We start from the raw sequence: 18,934 nt of genomic DNA, 5'->3' as shown, positions 1-18,934 counted from the left end.
GGTACCCTGCTTCGGGTCGCGTGCCAACGGTCGCGCTACTTCGCGACACCAAGCTGTTGCAGCATGAACGCCTGCCATTCCGAATTTTGCCGATAGCGTTCGAACCGCCCGGACTTGCCGCCATGCCCTGCCTCCATGTTGACGCGGAACAGCAGCGGGTTCTTGTCGGTCTTCAGTTCGCGGAGCTTAGCGACCCATTTGGTCGGCTCGTAATATTGCACCTGGCTGTCCCACAGTCCGGTGCCGACATAGAGCGCCGGATACGCCTTCGCCTTGACGTTGTCGTACGGCGAATAGCTCAGCATATAGTCGTACGACGCCTTCTGCGCGGGGTTGCCCCATTCGTCATACTCGAACGTCGTCAGCGGGATCGACGCGTCGAGCATCGTCGTCACCACGTCGACGAACGGCACCTGCGCGATGATCAGCTTATAGTCGGCTGGCGCCATGTTCGCGACACCGCCCATCAGCAGCCCGCCCGCGCTGCCGCCCATCGCCGCGACGCGGTCCTTGGCGGCGTATTTCTGTGCGACGAGATAGCGGGTGACGTCGATGAAGTCGGTGAAGCTGTTCTTCTTGTTGAGCAGATGCCCGTCGTCATACCAGCCGCGCCCCATCTCCTGCCCGCCGCGGATATGCGCGATCGCGTAGATCACGCCGCGATCGAGCAGGCCGATGCGACCGGGGTCGACTGCCGGGTCGCTGGATATCCCATAGCTGCCATAGGCGTATTGGAAGAGCGGCGCGGTGCCGTCTCGCTTGGTTCCCTTGGCGTATACCAGCGACACGGGGATCCGCGTGCCGTCACGCGCCGGCGCCCAGACGCGTTCGGTGACGTATTTCGCAGGGTCGTAGCCTGGCACCGGTGCGACCTTCAGCACGCGACGCTCGCCGGTTTTCGCGTTGACCTCGTAGGTCGTGGTCGGCGTCACGAGCGAACCATAGGTGTAGCGGACCCACGGCGTCGCGGTCTCCTCGTTGACGTCGAACGACATGCGATAGGCGGGCTCGTCGGCGGTCACGGGCGTCGACTTGCCCGCGTCGTTCAGCACGCGGATCATGCGATTGCCGCCTTCGCGCTGGTCGATCGCGACGAAGCCGTCGAACGGTTTGAAGCCTTCGATGAAGACGGTGTCGCTGGCTGGCGTCAGGTCGCGCCACGCCGCCGTGCCTTTGGCCAGATCGGCGTCGGCGACGGTCACCAGCTTGTAGTTCTTCGCTGCCTTGTTGGTGCGGATGATCCAGCGGTTGCCAATGTGATCCGCGCTGTAGCGGAACTCGCGCGCACGCGGTGCGACGATCGTGAAGCTGGTCGGGGCGGCGGCGGGGGCGCAGCGCTGCTCGTCGCTGACCGTGCTGCTCACGCCGATGCAGACGAACTTGTCGTCGGCGGTGCGCGCGACGCCCATCGAATAGGTGTCGTCCTTCTCCTCGTACAGCAACCGGTCGCTGGCGACGGGCGTGCCGAGGACATGCGCCTTCACGCGGTAGCCGCGTAGCGTGACCGGGTCTTTCTCGACGTACAGCACGGTCTTGTTGTCGTCCGCCCAGACCACGTTCGGCTCGATGTTCGAGAGCGTGTCGGCGATCGTCGCGCCGGTCGCTAGGTCCTTTACCTTGAGGACATACTGGCGACGGCCGACGGTGTCTTCGGCCCAGGCGACGCGGCGGTTGTCGGGGCTCACTGCCCAGTCGCTCAGCGCGAAGAAGCTGTGGCCCTTCGCCATCGCCGGCTCGTCGAACAGCGTTTCGGCGGGCGCGGTACGGCTGCCCTTGCGGCGTTCGAGGATCGGGTAATCCGCGCCGGTCTGGAACCGCGAGCCGTAATAATAGCCGTTCTTCGGATACGGCACCGAGCTGTCGTCCTGCTTGATGTGCGAGACGGTCTCTTCGTACAGCTTGGCCTGGAGCGGCTTCAGCGACGCGAGTTGCGCGTCGGCATAGGCGTTCTCGGCGGCGAGATAGGCGAGCATCTCGGGATTCTTCCGCGTGTCGTCGCGCAGCCAGAAGTAATCGTCCTCGCGCGCACCGTTGGGCGACGTCACCTGGAACGGCTTCTTCGCGACGCGCGGCGGCTGGACCTGCGCAACCGCCGCGGTCGAGACCAGCGCGACGCCGGCGAGCATCATGTACCGCGCCGTCACTGTGCTGCTCCGGTCGCGACTGCGGGCTTCCGGTATCGATCGAACCAGGCGATGATCGCCGACGCTTTCGCCGCGGATTGCGACGGGCGAGCGGCGAGGCCACCGTGGCTCGCGCCCGGCACCTTCACGAGCGCGGTCGGCACGCCGCGGATCTGAAGCGCCGCGTAATATTGCTCGGATTCGCTGACCGGCGTCCGGTAATCGTCGCCGCCGACCACGACCAGCGTCGGCGTCTTGACGTTGCCGACCAGGCTGAGCGGCGAGCGGTTCCAATAGCTCATCGGATCTTCCCACGGCAGCTTGGTGAACCAGTAGCGCGAGGTGAACAGCGTGTTGTCCATCGTCAGCGCCTCGCTGATCCAGTTGATTACCGGCTTCTGCGTCGCAGCGGCCTTGAACCGGTCAGTCTTGCCGACGATCCACGCGGTCAGCAGCCCGCCGCCCGATCCGCCGGTCACGAACAGATTGTCCGGGTCGGCGGTGCCGTCCTTGATCGCCGCGTCGACCGAGGCGATCAGGTCGTCGTAATCGGCGGCGGGGTAGGTCTTGTCGATCAGGTTGGCGAATTCGGCCCCATAGGAGGTCGAGCCGCGCGGGTTGGTCCAGAGCACGGCGTACCCGGCGGCGGCGTACAGCTGCATGTCGGTGGCGAAACCGGGGCCGTACGCGGCGTTCGGACCGCCGTGGATTTCGAGGATCAGCGGTACGCGTTGACCGGCGACACGGCTCGGCGGGGTCGCGAGCCATGCGTCGATCGGGCGACCATCGGGCGCGGTCACCGCGATCTTCCGGACCTGTGCGAGCGCCTTCGATCCGGTCAGCACCGCGTTGAGCGTCGTTAGGCGGCGCGGCTTCCCGCCCGCCAGCACCCAGACGTCGGCAGGCGTGCTCGCATCGCCGCCGGTATAGGCGATCGTGCCGCCCATCGAGACCGAGAACTCGCCGCCGGTATACGGCCGGTCGAGCCCGCCGCCCGCGACGTTGTCGATCAGCGGCGTGACGCGGCCATCGATCCCGACGCGCGCGACGCGGCGCTGGCCGTGATCGTCGTAGCTCGCGTACAGGCTGCGACCGTCGGCGGACCACACCGCGTCCTCGATCGCCCGGTCGAGCGTGGCGGTGAGCGAGCGCGGCGAGGCGGCGTCGCGGTCGCCGACATAGAGCTGCGTGTTCTCGTAGCTGCGGCGCTTGTCGTCGAAACCGAGCCACGCGATCTTGCTGCCGTCTGGCGATACGCGCGGCTGCGCATCGGGGCCGTCGCGCGTGGTCAACATCCGCATCGTGCCGCTCATCGCATCGACCGCGATCACGTCGGAGTTCATCACCTGGCGGTTGGCGGCGGGGCCACGGATCGCGGCGAAGACGATTCTGCGGCCGTCGGGCGTCCATGACAGCGGGCCGCCATCGTCGAACTTGCCGTATGTGAGCTGCCGAGCCGCTCCGCCGTCGGCACCGACCACGAAGAGATGGTCGTAGCCCGGCTTCACATAGCCCGGCCCGTCGTTGCGGTAGTTGACCCGGTCGATGATCGTCAGCGGCTCGGCCCATTTCGCGCCCTCGGGCTTGGGCGGCTGCGTGCCGAGCTTGGTCCCCTCGCCTGCTACCGTCGCGATGTAGGCGAGCCTGGTCCCGTCCGGCGACCAGGCGAGCGCCTGCGGGTCGCCGGGGAAGCTCGTGACCCGTGCACTCTGCGTGCCGCCGATCCAGCGGACGAACAGCTGCGATCCCTCGCCGTCGCGCGCGGCATAGGCGATGCGCATACCATCGGGCGACCAGCGCGGGCTGCTGCCGTCGGTCGCGAACGGTGTCTGGCGACCGCTCGCGACGTCGATCAGCCAGAGCGAGGACTGCATCTTGTCGGTCATCACGTCGCCGGTGCGGCGGACATAGACGATCGTCTTGCCGTCCGGGCTGATCTGCGGGTCGGCCGCGATCGTCAGGCCGAACAGGTCGCTGCCGGTGAAGCTGCGCGTCGGGCCGTCGGGTATTGGTGCGGCCGGTTGTTGCTGGGCAAAGGCCGGCGTCGCCGCGAGCAGGAGGAGAGCAAGGGTCAAGCGCAACGAACGGCTCCTTCGAATGAACCGCGCGAGGATGACACACTATTGCGGGGTGGCAAGCGGTACGAACGTCACCGGCAAACCATCCTTCGGGCGCGGGATTGGGAAGACCTGCCACGCGTCGCCGCTGTCCGCTGCCGCCTCGATCCGGTAGCGCGTGAGCAGGTGCGCGATCAGCAGTCGCATCTGCATCGTCGCGAAGTGCAAGCCGATGCACATGTGTGCGCCGCCGCCGAACGGGACCCAGGCGAACCGGTGGCGGCCCTTCGACGCTTCGGGCGTGAAGCGGAGCGGGTCGAACTTGTCGGGATCGGGCCAGTGCTCCGCCATCCGGTGCGTATAGGTGATGGCAGTGTTGACGCTCGTGCCCGCCGGGATATCGAACCCGCCGAAGCTGAAATCCTTGAGCGCACGCCGCGGGATCGACGGGACCGGCGGCATCATCCGCAGCGATTCCTTGAACGCGTATTCGGTGAGGATCAGGCGATCGAGTTGCTCGGTCAGCGGCACATCCGGGTCGAGCGCGACGACCTCTTCGCGTAGCCGCTCCTGCCAATCCGGGTTGCGCGCGAGCAGCATCACCAGGCTGGTCGCGGAGGACGTGATCGTGTCGTGCGCCGCCATCATCAGGAAGTTCATGTGGTCGGCGATCGCCAGCGCGGTCAGCGGCGCGCCGTCGTCATCGGTCGCGCGGCAGAACTGCGAGAAGAAATCCTGGCCGTTTCCGGTCCGGCGCGCGGGAATCTCGCGCTCGAAAAAGTCGACCAGATACGCGCGCGCCTTCACGCCCTTGCGCATCTGCGTACCGGGCCAGGGTTTGCGGATCGGCGAGACGCTCGCCTGCACCTCGTCGACGAACGCCTGGTTGATCCGGTCCGCCTCCGCGCCGAGCGGCACGCCGAGGAAGCTGGTCGCGGCGAGATCGAGCGTGAGCTTCTTCACCACGTCGTAGAAGCGCAAGGTCTGTCCGGCCCAGCCGCCGATCGCGGCCTCGATCCCGGCATCTAGCTCAGTCGCATAATGCCGCATCGGCTCGGGCTTGAACGCAACCGACAACGCCTTCCGGTCGGCGCGATGCTTGTCGAAATCCATCAGCATCAGGCCGCGCGGGAACAGCATGTTGAGGAGCGGGCCCCAGCCCTGTTCGGACGAGAAGATCTTGTCGCGATCGAACAGCACCAGTTCGTTCGCGTCGGGTCCGAGCAAGTTCACGCCGGTGCCGCCGAGTGCGCGATTGCGATAGATCGGGCCGTATCGTGCGGCCATACCCTCGCTAAACGCGATCGGATCGGCCAGCAATTTGAAGGTGTTGCCGACAAACGGCAGGCCATTGCTGCCCGGAATATGATCGAGCGCACCCTTTGGCTGGCGCGGAAGCCAATGCGGGCTGGCGTTCTGCAACATGGCGTGGCTCATCGTCGGATCCTCAGCGACATGCCGGCTTGGCAAGCCTCGAATACCGGCATAACTAATGTTCTGCAACCGGGGCGCGGACCTCGGGGCTTTGACAGGAGAGATGCATGGACCTCGCAAACACTGCTGCCGTCGTGACCGGAGGCGCGTCGGGCCTGGGCGCCGCCACGGCGCGTGCACTGGCCGCCAAGGGGGTGAAGGTGGCGATCTTCGACCTCCAGGCGGACAAGGGCGAAGCGCTCGCGGACGAGATCGGCGGGGTGTTCTGCAAGGTCGATGTCACGTCTGACGACAGTGTCGATGCGGGGTTCGCGGCGGCGCGCGCGGCGCATGGCCAGGAACGGATCCTGGTCAATTGTGCAGGCACCGGCAACGCGGCGAAGACGGCGGGGCGGTCGAAGCAGGATGGCTCGATCAAGCATTTTCCGCTCGATGCGTTCGATCGGATCATCCAGATCAACCTCGTCGGCACGTTCCGTTGTCTCGCGAAGTCGGCGGCGGGGATGCTGACGCTGGAGCCGGGCGAGGACGGCGAGCGTGGGGCGATCGTCAACACCGCGAGTGCTGCGGCGGAGGACGGCCAGATGGGGCAAGCCGCGTATTCGGCGTCGAAGGCCGGCGTGGTCGGCATGACCCTGCCTATCGCGCGCGACCTGATGAGCGAGGGGATCCGGGTGAACACGATCCTGCCGGGGATCTTCGACACGCCGTTGCTGGCGGCCGCGCCGCAGCAGGTGCGCGATGCGCTGGCGGCTTCTGTGCCGTTTCCGAAGAGGCTCGGCCGGCCGGAGGAGTTTGCGGCGCTGGCGCTGACGATGATCGAATGCGGGTATTTCAATGGGGAAGACGTGCGTCTGGACGGCGCGATCCGGATGGCGCCGCGGTGATGGTTTAAAGAGCTGTCTTCACCTTTCCCACCCGGCCCGAGACATCGGGTACGGCAGTTGGTGAGGATGGTTGGATGCGGGATACGAGGAGACGCATCCTCCCCCGCAAGGGGGAGGTGGCTGGCTCTTGCCAGACGGAGGGGAGGAAAGGAAACGCCTGTTCCGTGTCCTCCCCCTCCGTCACCTCCGGTGCCACCTCCCCCTGGCGGGGGAGGATGCAAATACCGACCGCCCTCAAGCCGCCCTTGCCAGTTGCCGCCCCTTGATCATGTCCGCCGCCTTCTCCGCGATCATGATCGTCGGAGCGTTGGTGTTGGACCCGATCAGCGTCGGCATCACCGATGCGTCGACCACCCGCAGTCCTTGCAACCCCCGCACCGCCAAGCTCGCATCGACCACCGCCATCGTGTCGTCTGCGGTCCCCATCTTGCACGTCCCCACCGGATGGTAGATCGTCTCCGCGGTCCGCCTTACCCACGCATCGATCTCGTCATCGGTCTGGACATCCTCGCCCGGCGACAATTCCCCCGCACGGTAAGGGTCGAGCGCCGCTTGGCGTGCCACGTCGCGCCCGATCCCGACGCACGCGCGCATCACTCGCCGATCCTCCGCGGTCGCGAGATAGTTCGCAGCAATCACCGGATCCGCGAACGGATCGGCCGAGCGCAACCCGATCCGCCCGCGGCTCTCTGGCCGCAACTGGCAAAGGTGCAGCGTGAAGCCGTCCTCGGTCGCCTTGACCTTGCCGTGATCCTGCATGATCGCGAGCACCGCGTGGATCTGCACGTCGGGCCGCGACAGCCCCTCGCGCGAAGACACGAACGCGCCTGCCTCGAGGAACTGCTGCCGCCCCGCCCCCTTGCCGCGCAGCAGGTAATTGAGCCCGACCCCGATCATCCCCACGCCCTTGGTCATCGCGTACCCGGTCCGCAGCCCGCGCGATTTCCAGTTCATCACGACGTCGAGATGGTCCTGCAAATTCTCGCCGACACCGGGCAGCGCGTGCACCACGCCCACTCCCGCCGCGGTCAGCCGATCTGGATCGCCGATCCCCGATAGCTGGAGGATATGCGGCGACTGCACCGCCCCCGCGCACAGCAGAACCTCGCGCGTCGCCGTCACGCTCTCCGCGCGCGCACCCTTGTCGAGCACGTAATCGACACCGGTCGCACGTCCCTTGTCGATCCGGATCCGCGTCGTCCGCGCGCCCGTGACGCAGGTCAGGTTTCGCCGCGACAGTACCGGCCGCAGATACGCCGCCGCGGTGCTCCAGCGCTTCCCGTCCGCGACCGTCAGGTCGTAGCGCCCGAACCCTTCCTGGCTAGCGCCGTTGAAATCTTCAGTCACCGGATAGCCCGCCTGCCGCCCCGCTTCGACCAGCGCGTCGTAGAACGGGCTGTCGGACTCGCCGCCCGAGATCGTCAGCGGCCCGCCGCCGCCGTGCAGGTCGCACGCGCCGCGATGATGCCCTTCGAGCCGCTTGAAATACGGCAGCACGTCGTCGAACGACCAACCGGGCAAGCCCATCTGCCGCCACTCGTCGTAATCCTGCGGATGGCCCCGCGTGTAGATCATGCCGTTGATCGACGAGCTCCCGCCCAACCCCTTGCCGCGCGGCCACCACAGCCGGCGATCGTCGAGATGCGGCTCGGGCTCGGTCGAGAAGCCCCAGTTGCTCGCATTCTTGCTCTTGATGAGTTCGCCGACGCCCGCGGGCATTCGCACCAGCACGCCGTCGTTGCGACCGCCCGCCTCGAGCAGCAGCACGCTCACATCAGGGTCCTCGGTCAATCGCGCGGCGAGCACACAGCCGGCCGAGCCCGCGCCGATAATTACGTAGTCATACGTCTGCATGCCCGCATCCTCTTGTTCGCGCTCCGCTTTTTTACGGAGTCGCGTCAGTCCACTACGCTAGCGCTCGCACAGCAGTGTCAGCAATCCCTCGCGAACGACGCTGCGCTCAATCCCTTCGGCGGCATGGACCTGACTGAGGCCGATCGCCAACAGCGCATAGCTGCGAATCCCCGCTTCGGCAGGTTCGAACCCATGCGCCACGAGTTGCTCGACGAGGAACGCCATCACCGTGTCGTCATGCTCGCGGATCGCCGCGGCCACCCGCGCGTCGCTTTTCGCCCAGGCCCGCATCGCCAAGGCCAGCTGCGCCATGTCGTGGTCGCGAACATGATCCGCGAATGCGCGAATGCGCTCGACCGGTGGAAGCTCCGACGCGGACAGCGTGACGATCAACGGATCGATATGCGCTTCGACGAAATATCCTGCGAGCGCCGCATGATACCCATCGAAGTCCTTGAAATGATGATAGAAGCTTCCCGTCGACGCACCAAGCGCTTGCGCTAGACCGCGAAGCTTCAGCGCGCGGAGCCCGCCATTCTTCAGCAACTGCAAGCCGATTTCCAACCAGTCGCGCGGCGCCAGATCTGCGCGTGGTGCCGCCCCGTCTTCCAACAATACCCTGCTTGACAAGCCATTCCCCATAACGAATGTTACGTCGTACCGAAGCCGGACGCAATCCGGCATCAGGCACCACGACCGAACCGGCGGGTGCAACAGGAGAGCGATGTGGCCGAGGCACTGATCATCGACGCCGTCCGTACCCCGCGCGGTATCGGCAAGACCGGCAAGGGCGCGCTTGCGCACATGCACCCCCAACATCTCGCCGCGACCGTCCTGAAGGCGATTGCCGAGCGAAACAAGCTAGATACCGCCGATGTCGACGACATCATCTGGTCGACCTCGACTCAGCGCGGCGAGCAGAGCGGCGATCTCGGGCGGATGGCGGCGCTGGACGCGGGGTATGACGTCAAGGCGAGCGGGACGACGCTCGACCGGTTCTGCGGCGGCGGGATCACGGCGGTGAACTTCGCCGCGGCGCAGATCATGAGCGGGATGGAGGACCTCGTGATCGCCGGAGGCACCGAGATGATGTCGCTGACCACGACGATGATGCAGGACGACATGGCGGCGGGGAAGCGGCCGCTCGGGATCGGCTCGGGCAACGCACGGCTCGACGCCGCGCATCCGCAATCGAACCAGGGCATCTGCGCCGACGCGATCGCCAGTATCGAGGGGATCGATCGCGAAACGCTCGAAGCGCTCGGGTTGGAAAGCCAGCGCCGTGCCGCGGTGGCGGTCGCCGAAGGGCGGTTCGATCGCAGCCTCGTCCCCGTCACCGACGATACCGGTGCGCTGGTGCTCGAAAAGGACGAATACCCGCGGCCCGACACCACCGCCGAGGGCCTCGCTGCGCTGCGCCCTTCGTTCGCCGGGATTGCCGACATTCCGCTCGACGACAAGGGCACGACGTATCGCAAGCAGATCAACCGCCGCTATCCCGGCCTCGAAATCGCGCACGTTCATCATGCCGGCAATTCGTCGGGCGTGGTCGATGGCGCCGCCGCCGTGCTGCTTGCAAGCGCCGATTATGCCGCCAAGCACGGGCTGAAGCCTCGCGCGCGGATTGTCGCGATGGCGAACATGGGCGACGATCCGACGCTGATGCTCAACGCCCCCGTTCCCGCGGCGCGAAAGGTGCTGGCGAAGGCCGGGCTGACGGTCGACGACATCGACCTATGGGAGATCAACGAGGCGTTCGCGGTAGTCGCGGAGAAGTTTATCCGCGACCTGAAGCTCGACCGCGACAAGGTGAACGTCAATGGCGGCTCGATCGCGCTGGGTCATCCTATCGGCGCGACCGGCGCGATCCTGATCGGCACGATATTGGACGAGCTCGAACGCCGCGACCTGAAGCGCGGGCTCGTGACGATGTGCGCGGGCGGCGGGATGGCCCCGGCGATCATCATCGAGCGCGTCTGATGCACCCCGTCGCGCACGCGCTGACGACCCCCGACAAGCCCGCCTATATCATGGCGGCGACGGGCGAGACGGTGACCTATCGCGACCTCGATGAACGGGCGAACCGGGGTGCGCATCTGTTCCGGTCGCTCGGATTGAAGCGCGGCGACGGGATTGCGGTGCTGATGGACAATTCGCCGCGCTATCTGGAGGTGATGTGGGCGGCCGAACGCACCGGCGTGTACTGCACGTGCCTGTCGTCGAAACTGACCGCGAGCGAGGCGGCGTACATCATCCGCGATGGCGACTGCCGCGTGCTGATCGCCAGCAAGGGATGTGCAGAGGTGGCAGCGGCCCTGGTTCCGATGCTCGAGGACGTGCGGCGCTATGTTGTCGACGGCCCAATCGACGGGTACGCGTCTTACGAAGCCGCGCGCGATGCAAAACCCGCAACGCCCATTGCCGACCCCTCGCCCGGCGGTATCCTGCTCTATTCCTCGGGCACCACCGGCAAGCCCAAGGGCGTCAAGCACGCGCTGTCGGACGAGCCGTTCGGGACCAACGTCTCGCCGCTCGTGATGCTCGGCAAGGGGCTGTACGGCTTTACCCCCGAGATGGTCTATCTCTCGCCCGCGCCGCTTTATCACGCCGCGCCCTTGCGCTGGTCGATGGCGGTGCACCAGGTCGGCGGCACCGTCGTCGTGATGGAGCATTTCGATCCCGAAGCCGCGCTCGCGGCGGTCGAACGGTTCCATGTCACGCACGCGCAATGGGTGCCGACGCACTTCATCCGGTTGCTCAAGTTGCCGCCCGAAGTCCGCGCGCGCTACGACGTATCGTCGTTGAACGCGGTCTGGCATGCCGCCGCCCCCTGCCCGCTCCCGGTCAAGCAGGCGATGATCGACTGGTGGGGGCCGATCATCGGCGAATATTACGCCGGCACCGAGGGCAACGGGTTCTGCGCGATCTCCAGTGCGGAGTGGCTGACGCACAAGGGCTCGGTCGGCCGCAACCTGACCGCGCAGACGATGATCTGCGACGAGGCGGGCAACGCGCTACCGCCACGCGCGGAAGGCGACGTGTATTTCGCGGGCGGCGGGGCGTTCGAATATCACAACGACCCCGCCAAGACCGCGGAGGCCGCCAACGCGCACGGATGGACCACGCTCGGCGACGTCGGGTGGCTCGACGAGGAGGGCTATCTCTACCTCACCGACCGCAAGAGCTTCATGATCATCTCGGGCGGCGTGAACATCTATCCCGCCGAGATCGAGAACCTCCTCGTCACGCACCCGAAGGTCGCCGACGTCGCGGTGATCGGCGCGCCCGACGACGAGATGGGCGAACAAGTGGTGGCAATCATATGCCCCGCCGACCCGTCCGAAGACCGCGCGCAATTGGCGGCCGAACTCAGCGCCTTCGCCCGTGCGAACCTCAGCCATGTGAAAGCGCCGCGCCGGATCGACTTTCGCGAGACACTGCCGCGGCACGAGACGGGGAAGCTCTACAAGCGCCTGCTCCGCGACGAATATTGGGCGCAAGCCAAGGAGTCTGCATGAACTTCGATTATTCCGACGACCAGAAATTCCTCAAGGACGAGGCGCGCAAGTTTCTTGGCGCGCATTGCGGCAGCGACCGCGTCCGCGCCGTGCTCGACGATCCCGCCAAAGCGTATGATGCGGACCTGTGGAAAGCGGTCGGCGCACAAGGCTGGCTCGGCGCAGCGATCCCCGAGGAATTCGGCGGACTGGGGCTTGGCCATATTGAACTCTGCGCGATCGCCGAGGAACTCGGGCGAGCCTGCGCGCCGATCCCGTTCGCCTCGACCGTCTATTTCGTCGCCGAGGCCCTGATGCTCTATGGCAGTGACGCCCAGAAAGTTAGATGGCTGCCGAGGATCGCAGCGGGCGAGGTCATCGGCGCATTCGCGACCTCGGAAGGCGCCGGCCCGGTCACCGCACGCTCGATCCGCACCACCGTCTCCGGTGGAAAACTTACCGGTGAGAAGATTCCCGTCACGGATGGCGACGTCGCTGACCTGATCGTCGTCCTGGCACGCGACGGCCTCTACCTCGTCGAAAAGAGCGCCGGCGTCACCGCGGAAGTCCTCGAAACGCTCGACCCGACGCGGAGCGCGGCGCGGCTCACCTTCAATGGCGTGCCTTGCGAGAAACTTGGCAGCGACGACGGCATCGCCGCGATGCAGGCGGTGTTCGACCGCGCCGCCGTCCTCCTCGCGTTCGAGCAGCTCGGCGGCGCGGATCGCTGTCTCGACATGGCGAAGGGCTATGCGCTCGATCGCTACGCGTTCGGCCGACAGATCGGCGGATACCAGGCGATCAAGCACAAGCTCGCCGACATGTATGTGAAGAACGAACTCGCGCGCTCGAACGCCTATTACGGCGCGTGGGCGCTGAACGTCGGCGCCGCCGAACTGCCGCTCGCCGCCGCCACCGCGCGCGTCGCCGCGTCCGACGCCTATTGGTTCGCGTCGAAGGAGAACATCCAGACGCACGGCGGGATGGGCTTCACCTGGGAGTCCGACTGCCACCTCTATTACCGCCGCTCTCGCCAGCTTGCACTCGTCGCCGGCAGCCCCGCGGCATGGCGCGAACGCCTCGTCGGCCAACTTGAAATGCGCAACGCCGCCTGATCGGAGCAGACCATGGACTTCAAGGACAGCGACGCCGAAGCCACGTATCGCGCCGCCGCACGCGCGTGGCTCGACGCGAACATCGCCGAATACGACGCCGGCCATTACCCCGACGACATGGCCAAGGCGAAGGCGTGGCAGGCGCGCAAGGCAGCCTGCGGCTACGCGTGCATCACCTGGCCGCAGGAATGGGGTGGCGGCGGCGGCACGCCTATCGAAAGCGTCATCTTCGGCCAGGAAGAGGCGAAACATGCGGTCGACGGCAGCTATTTCACGATCGGACTCGGCATGTGCGTGCCGACCGTGATGGCCTATGCCGACGACGCGACCAAGCACCGCTTCGTCGGCCCCGCGGTACGCGGCGACGAAATCTGGTCGCAACTCTTCTCCGAGCCCGCCGGCGGCTCCGACGTCGCCGCGATCCGCACGCGCGCGGTCCGAGACGGCGACGATTGGGTGATCAACGGCCAGAAGGTCTGGACATCGGGCGCGCATTACAGCGACTACGGCATCGTCCTGGTCCGCACCAATCCCGACGTGCCGAAGCACCAGGGCCTGACGATGTTCTGGCTCGACCTGAACGCACCGGGGATCGAGATCCGTCCGATCCACCAGATGTCCGGTGGGTCGAGCTTCAACGAAGTCTGGTTCGAGGACGTCCGGATTTCCGACGCGCAGCGCCTCGGTCCCGTAGACGGCGGCTGGAAGGTCGCGCTGTTCACGCTGATGAACGAGCGCCTCGCGATCGGCACGAGCGGTGGCGTCGGGCCCGAGGATATCCTCGCCTTCGCAGCCCAGGCCAACGGCGCAGACGGGCCGCTGCTGAAGGATGCCGCGTTCCGTCAGACGCTCGCCGACTGGTGGGTGCAATCGGAGGGCCTGCGCAACACCCGGATGCGGACGATCACCGCGCTGTCGAAGGGGCAGGTGCCCGGCCCCGAAAGCTCGATCGGCAAGATCGTCGCCGCCAACCAGCTACAGGCGATCGGCAACACCGCGGTCGAAGCAGGCGATCAATACGGCATCATATCCGACCCCGCGCTGACCCCGCTCAAAGGCGCGTTCCACGCCGCGACGATGTGGGCACCGGGTCTCCGCATTGCCGGCGGCACTGACGAGATCCTCAAGAACATCATCGCCGAACGCGTGCTCGGCCTCCCCGGCGAAATCCGCGTCGACAAGGACCAGGCGTTTCGGGACCTGCCGGTCGGGGCATAAAGCTCACGATATTCGCAGGAGCATGTGGACTAAATTCGATCCGAAGCGATATTTCATGGACGCGCACGCGACGAGGTAAACGCTAAGCATCTACGGGGGAAACGATGTCGATATTTTTGGCGCTGTTAATGGCATCGGTTGCATCGGCGGCAGACGAACGCCTCTTGCGGATGACCAAATTGTACCAAGACATCTGTCTTGTTCGCTTTCCAGATGACAAGGCCGTTGAAGCGATGATGATCGCACGTGGCGCCCGCGAACTCTCCAAGGCCGAAGTAAAGGTGACGATGCGTGATGATCCAGCACGTGCCTGGGACCTGAACGATGGCGGGGCCACGCTATGGATCGAATATCCACCATTCCATGCATGCTCCGTCCGTTGGAACGCACCGGAGATCGGTAACATGGACGCCTATCGTACGATTGCGAACACGTACGAAAATGCGATCGGAGGGTTCCAGCCGATGCGCCCTATGGAAGGCGATCAGGGTGATATCCACATTCATGCCATAGGCGAAGAGCGTGTACTGCCGGACAGGACGATCGAGACGCTGTTTTTCTTTGACCAGAGCATCAGCGATCCGAAACGGCGCGCTGCTGGCGAAACCGGCTTCTCATTGAGGTTCGTGCATCAATATGCACCTGCCGAACCAACCGCTTTGCCTGGTCAAACCTGATAGCGCTTCGCCCGTCAGAACTCTCCCGCCAGGATGCCCCCATGACCGATATGCAGAAGATCCTCGCCACGCAACGCGACGCCTTCATGGCCGAGCTTCCCGTCACCAAGGCGGTGCGCCTCGACCGGCTCAAGCGCGCGGCGGCGATGGTGCGGGACAATGCTGCTGCGTTCTGCGACGCGGTATCGGAGGATTTTGGGCACCGTAGCCGCGAGCAGACGATGATCACCGATATCGGTGCCTCGCTCGCGCCGATAGCGCATGCCGCGAAGCATCTCGATCGCTGGATGCGGCGGGAGCGGCGCTCGGTTCAATTTCCACTAGGGCTACTCGGCGCGAGGGCGTGGGTCGAGTATCAGCCCAAGGGTGTCATCGGCATCATCGCGCCGTGGAATTTCCCGGTTAACCTCCTGATGGGGCCGCTCGCAGGCGTGCTCGCCGCGGGCAATCGCGCGATGGCGAAGACGAGTGAGTATACGCCCGCGACGGCCGCACTGTTCGAGGACCTCGTGCCGAAGTATTTCGCGCAAGACGAATTCGCCGTCATCTCGGGCGGCGCGGACGTCGGGAAGGCGTTCGCGGCGCTGCCGTTCGACCACCTAATCTTCACCGGCGCGACCGCAATCGGGCGTCACATCCTCCACGCCGCCGCCGACAATCTGACGCCCGTCACGCTCGAACTCGGTGGCAAGTCGCCAGTCATCCTCGGCACATCGGCCGATATCGCGCGGGCGACCGAACGCGTGACGCTCGGCAAGATGATGAACGCCGGTCAGATCTGCCTCGCACCCGATTACCTGCTCGTCCCGTCCGCAAGTGAGGCGGCGGTGGTCGATGGCATCAAGGCGGCGGCCCGTGCAATGTACCCGACGCTGCTCGCTAACGCCGACTATACGTCGGTGGTCAACGATCGCCACCACCAGCGGCTTACCGACTGGATCGCCGACGCCCGTGCGAAGGGCGCGGCCGTCGAGGTCGTAAACCCCGCCAACGAGGATTTCGGCGCCGCCAACTCGCGAAAGATGCCGCTGCACATCGTCCGCGACGCGACCGACGACATGATCGTGATGCAGGAGGAGATCTTCGGCCCGGTGCTGCCCATTCGCCGCTACGACGGCATCGACGACGCGATCGCGCAGGTGAACCGCCGCGACCGGCCGCTCGCGCTCTATTATTTCGGCACCGACGACACCGAGCGGCGGCGGGTGATGGACCGGACGATTTCGGGCGGCGTGACGCTCGACGACGTGATCTTCCACGTCTCGATGGAGGACCTTCCCTTCGGCGGCAGCGGACCGTCGGGGATGGGTGCGTATCACGGCATCGACGGCTTCCGGACGTTCAGCCATGCGCGGGCTGTCTACAAACAGTCGAAGCTCGATGTGGCCAAGCTTGCCGGGCTCAAGCCGCCTTATGGTGCGGCGGCGGCCAAGACGATCGCGCGGATGATGCGGGGGTGATGGCTATCGTGACTGGCACACGTGCCCTCACCCTTCCCACGGCAAAGTAGCCGCGGGCCCCTTCTCTCTCCCGTTAGGCGAGGCATTCGGGTCACTACCGTAACAATATCGGCGACCGTCTCGAAATCGTCTTCGATCTGTCGCGGACGCGTCACGTCGATCGGCAAAGGGCCGCTGAGCGCCGTCGCGCTTCAGGGGACATCATGCAGACCATATCGTCGCTTTTCGCCGGTGTTGCACTCGCGGCGCTCGCTACGCCTGCCGCGTTTGCCCAGGCCGCACCGGAAACCCCGGTAGCTGCGCCGGAAGAAGTCCAGGCGGATCCGGCACCCGAGACGTCGTCCGACATCGTCGTGCTCGGCTTCGGCCAGAGCCGCCAGGTCCAGAGCGTCAGCGCAGTCGACCTCGCGCGCCTCACCCCCGGGTCGAGCCCGTTGAAGGCGATCGAGAAGCTTCCCGGCGTCAACTTCCAGGCGTCCGACCCGTTCGGCGCGTATGAATGGGCGGTCCGCATTTCGCTGCGTGGGTTCAACCAGAACCAGCTCGGCTTCACGCTCGACGGCGTGCCGCTCGGCGACATGAGCTACGGCAACGTCAACGGACTGCACATCAGCCGCGCGATCATTTCCGAGAACGTCGCCCGCACCGAAGTCGCGCAGGGCGCCGGCGCGCTCGGCACCGCATCGACCAGCAATCTCGGCGGCACGATCCAGTTCTTCAGCGACAAGCCCCGCGATACGGCCAACGTCACCGGCGGCGGCACTTATGGCTCCGACAACACGTACCGCGGCTATGCGCGTATCGACAGCGGCGATCTCGGTGGCGGGTTGAAGGGCTATCTCAGCTACGGCTATCTGACGACCGACAAGTGGAAGGGCGACGGCGTCCAGCGCCAGCATCAGGCGAACGGCAAGATCGTCAAGGATCTGGGCAGCTTCGGCAGCCTGTCCGCGTTCGTGAACTTCTCCGATCGTCGCGAGCAGGATTATCAGGATCTCAGCTACGACATCATTCGCCGCCGTGGCCTGCGTAACGACAACATCGCCGACAACTATCCGCTCGCGTTGCAGATCGCGAAGACCTACCAGAACCAGGGTGCGCTTGCGACCTACACCAAGGCGAACAACGGCTCTTCGGTCGGCTTCGTCGCGCCGTGGGCCGGCGTGGGCACGACCTTCCCGACCGGGTTCGGGACGGTCGACGATGCGTATTTCGATGCCGGTGGCGTGCGGCGGGATTACCTCGGCGGCGTTACGCTCGACGCCAACCTCACGCCCGAACTGACGATGACCACCACGGGCTATTACCACAACAACAAGGGCCAGGGGTCGTGGATCACGCCCTATTCCCCGACCCTGGTCGGCGCGCTGAACCAGGACGGCAGCGCGATCACCGCGCCGAGCCCGCTGGGCTTCCGCACGACGGAATACAGCATCAAGCGCGGCGGTGCGCTCAGCAACATCGCGTACGAGACCGGCGCGAACACCTTCGAGATCGGTGGCTGGCTCGAGACCAACACCTTCACGCAGGCGCGGCGCTTCTACGGCATGACCGACAGCGCGCAGCCCAACCGCGACGTGCTGAAGTTCCAGAAGAATTCCTACGCGACGCAGTGGGACGGCAAATACGGCACCGACACGATGCAGTATCATGTCGAGGATACGCTGAAGCTCATGAACGACCGCCTGGTCGTCAACGCCGGGTGGAAGGGCGCCTATGTCGTCAACAGTGCGACGATGCTGCCCGATACGACATCGCCGCTTTCGGTCGGCCGTATCTCCGCTAAAGACTGGTTCCAACCTCAGGCCGGCATCCTGTTCAAGCTGACCCCGGCGGCGGAAGTGTTTGCCGACTATACCGAGAACATGCGCGCGTTCGTCTCGTCGGCGACCACCGGGCCGTTCGCGGCGACGCAGGCCGGCTTCAACGCCGTCCGCGGGCGCCTCAAGCCCGAGCGCTCGAAGACGGCTGAAGGCGGCGTCCGCTTGCATAGCGGACCGTTCCAAGCCTCGGCAGTGGCCTATTATGTCGACTTCTCGAACCGCCTTCTCGCCTTTGCGAACGGGGTCGGCATCCTCGGCAACGCGCCGACGCTCAACAACGCGGGCAGCGTGCGCACGTACGGCGCGGAAGTCTCCGCCAATTACCGCGTGTTCCGCCCGCTCTCGCTGTTCGCCAGCTATTCCTACACCAACGCGGAATATCAGGACACGGTCACCGACGCCTCCGGCTCGGTCCAGGTCCGCAAGGGCGACACCGTCGTCGATACGCCCAAGCACATGGTCAAGGGCGAGATCGTGCTCGAACAGTCGGGCTTCACCGGCCGGGTCGGCGCGGATTACATGAGCAAGCGTTACTTCACCTATCTCAACGACCAGTCGGTGCCGAGCCGCGTGCTGGTCGACGCGAGCATTGGCTACCGCTTCGAGGGCGACGGTGCGCTTCACGGCGTCGCGATCGAGGGCAACGTGACCAACCTTACCAACAAGAAGTATATTTCGACGATCGGATCGAATGGTTTCACCGCCAGCGGTGACAACCAGACGTTGCTCGCTGGCGCGCCACGGCAGTTCTTCGTGTCGTTGAAGAAGGGCTTCTGATACCCCGAAGGA

At 65.7% G+C, this 18,934-nt stretch carries 13 protein-coding genes; 8 read left to right on the top strand and 5 right to left on the bottom strand.

What is annotated here, in order from left to right; translation table 11 throughout:
• Nucleotides 1-35 precede the first annotated feature (35 nt).
• Genes AC59GX_RS17005 through AC59GX_RS16995 form a run of 3 tightly spaced genes read right to left on the bottom strand, consistent with a single transcriptional unit; the run spans nt 36 to nt 5,617 of the window.
• Nucleotides 36-2,144 carry a S9 family peptidase gene (locus tag AC59GX_RS17005; RefSeq protein ID WP_426282157.1) on the bottom strand — a complete coding sequence of 703 codons (2,109 nt, stop codon included), beginning with the start codon at nt 2,142-2,144 and terminating at the stop codon, nt 36-38.
• Nucleotides 2,141-4,204, bottom strand: a complete 2,064-nt coding sequence (locus AC59GX_RS17000) for a prolyl oligopeptidase family serine peptidase (RefSeq protein WP_426282158.1) — start codon at nt 4,202-4,204, stop codon at nt 2,141-2,143. Before AC59GX_RS17000 ends, AC59GX_RS17005 begins: the two co-directional genes overlap by 4 nt.
• Nucleotides 4,205-4,243: 39 nt before the next feature.
• Nucleotides 4,244-5,617, bottom strand: a complete 1,374-nt coding sequence (locus tag AC59GX_RS16995; RefSeq protein WP_426282159.1) for a cytochrome P450 — start codon at nt 5,615-5,617, stop codon at nt 4,244-4,246.
• Nucleotides 5,618-5,721: 104 nt separating this feature from the next.
• Between AC59GX_RS16995 and AC59GX_RS16990 the strand changes: the two genes are divergently transcribed.
• A complete protein-coding gene (locus AC59GX_RS16990; RefSeq protein ID WP_333960034.1) occupies nt 5,722-6,501 on the top strand; it encodes an SDR family NAD(P)-dependent oxidoreductase in 780 nt (259 codons plus the stop codon).
• 234 nt (nt 6,502-6,735) lie between these two features.
• On the opposite strand, the gene AC59GX_RS16985 is transcribed toward AC59GX_RS16990, so the two are convergent.
• Both AC59GX_RS16985 and AC59GX_RS16980 read right to left on the bottom strand, forming a co-directional pair.
• Complete coding sequence (locus AC59GX_RS16985; protein ID WP_426282160.1) at nt 6,736-8,355, bottom strand: choline dehydrogenase; 1,620 nt, start codon at nt 8,353-8,355, stop codon at nt 6,736-6,738.
• A gap of 57 nt (nt 8,356-8,412) precedes the next feature.
• Complete coding sequence (locus AC59GX_RS16980) at nt 8,413-8,985, bottom strand: TetR/AcrR family transcriptional regulator (protein ID WP_162236821.1); 573 nt, start codon at nt 8,983-8,985, stop codon at nt 8,413-8,415.
• Between the two features lie 96 nt (nt 8,986-9,081).
• On the opposite strand from AC59GX_RS16980, the gene AC59GX_RS16975 reads away from it, so the two are divergent.
• The 7 genes from AC59GX_RS16975 to AC59GX_RS16945 all read left to right on the top strand — a co-directional run bounded on the left by AC59GX_RS16975 (nt 9,082) and on the right by AC59GX_RS16945 (nt 18,922).
• Nucleotides 9,082-10,335: an acetyl-CoA C-acetyltransferase gene (locus tag AC59GX_RS16975; protein ID WP_497302111.1), complete on the top strand. Its 1,254-nt coding sequence runs from the start codon at nt 9,082-9,084 to the stop codon at nt 10,333-10,335.
• Entirely contained in the window at nt 10,335-11,873 is a 1,539-nt protein-coding gene (locus AC59GX_RS16970) for an acyl-CoA synthetase (RefSeq protein ID WP_426282163.1), read from the top strand. The genes AC59GX_RS16975 and AC59GX_RS16970 overlap by 1 nt, the downstream gene beginning before the upstream one ends.
• Nucleotides 11,870-12,967, top strand: coding sequence for an acyl-CoA dehydrogenase family protein (locus AC59GX_RS16965; RefSeq protein ID WP_426282164.1), 1,098 nt, complete (start codon nt 11,870-11,872; stop codon nt 12,965-12,967). Before AC59GX_RS16970 ends, AC59GX_RS16965 begins: the two co-directional genes overlap by 4 nt.
• A gap of 12 nt (nt 12,968-12,979) precedes the next feature.
• Nucleotides 12,980-14,185 (top strand): acyl-CoA dehydrogenase family protein, encoded by a 1,206-nt coding sequence (locus tag AC59GX_RS16960; RefSeq protein WP_497302110.1) that lies wholly within the window; start codon nt 12,980-12,982, stop codon nt 14,183-14,185.
• Nucleotides 14,186-14,289: 104 nt separating this feature from the next.
• Nucleotides 14,290-14,862, top strand: coding sequence for a hypothetical protein (locus AC59GX_RS16955; RefSeq protein ID WP_426282166.1), 573 nt, complete (start codon nt 14,290-14,292; stop codon nt 14,860-14,862).
• A gap of 41 nt (nt 14,863-14,903) precedes the next feature.
• The gene (locus tag AC59GX_RS16950) at nt 14,904-16,322 is read left to right on the top strand and encodes a coniferyl aldehyde dehydrogenase (RefSeq protein ID WP_426282167.1); all 1,419 of its coding nucleotides are present in this window, start codon (nt 14,904-14,906) and stop codon (nt 16,320-16,322) included.
• 203 nt (nt 16,323-16,525) lie between these two features.
• Nucleotides 16,526-18,922 (top strand): TonB-dependent receptor, encoded by a 2,397-nt coding sequence (locus AC59GX_RS16945; RefSeq protein ID WP_497302109.1) that lies wholly within the window; start codon nt 16,526-16,528, stop codon nt 18,920-18,922.
• Nucleotides 18,923-18,934 lie beyond the last annotated feature (12 nt).

The sequence above is a fragment of the Sphingomonas sp. 320_CC genome, from assembly GCF_059691795.1.
The sequence above is the reverse complement of the archived record's forward strand: the minus strand, read 5'-3'. Positions and strand labels throughout refer to the sequence as shown.

Coding starts and splice junctions, on each gene's coding strand:
- AC59GX_RS16995 (WP_426282159.1), bottom strand. CDS start 5,617: ATGAGCCACGCCATGTTGCAGAACGCCAGCCCGCATTGGCTTCCGCGC.
- AC59GX_RS16990 (WP_333960034.1), top strand. CDS start 5,722: ATGGACCTCGCAAACACTGCTGCCGTCGTGACCGGAGGCGCGTCGGGC.
- AC59GX_RS16985 (WP_426282160.1), bottom strand. CDS start 8,355: ATGCAGACGTATGACTACGTAATTATCGGCGCGGGCTCGGCCGGCTGT.
- AC59GX_RS16970 (WP_426282163.1), top strand. CDS start 10,335: ATGCACCCCGTCGCGCACGCGCTGACGACCCCCGACAAGCCCGCCTAT.
- AC59GX_RS16965 (WP_426282164.1), top strand. CDS start 11,870: ATGAACTTCGATTATTCCGACGACCAGAAATTCCTCAAGGACGAGGCG.
- AC59GX_RS16960 (WP_497302110.1), top strand. CDS start 12,980: ATGGACTTCAAGGACAGCGACGCCGAAGCCACGTATCGCGCCGCCGCA.
- AC59GX_RS16955 (WP_426282166.1), top strand. CDS start 14,290: ATGTCGATATTTTTGGCGCTGTTAATGGCATCGGTTGCATCGGCGGCA.
- AC59GX_RS16950 (WP_426282167.1), top strand. CDS start 14,904: ATGACCGATATGCAGAAGATCCTCGCCACGCAACGCGACGCCTTCATG.
- AC59GX_RS16945 (WP_497302109.1), top strand. CDS start 16,526: ATGCAGACCATATCGTCGCTTTTCGCCGGTGTTGCACTCGCGGCGCTC.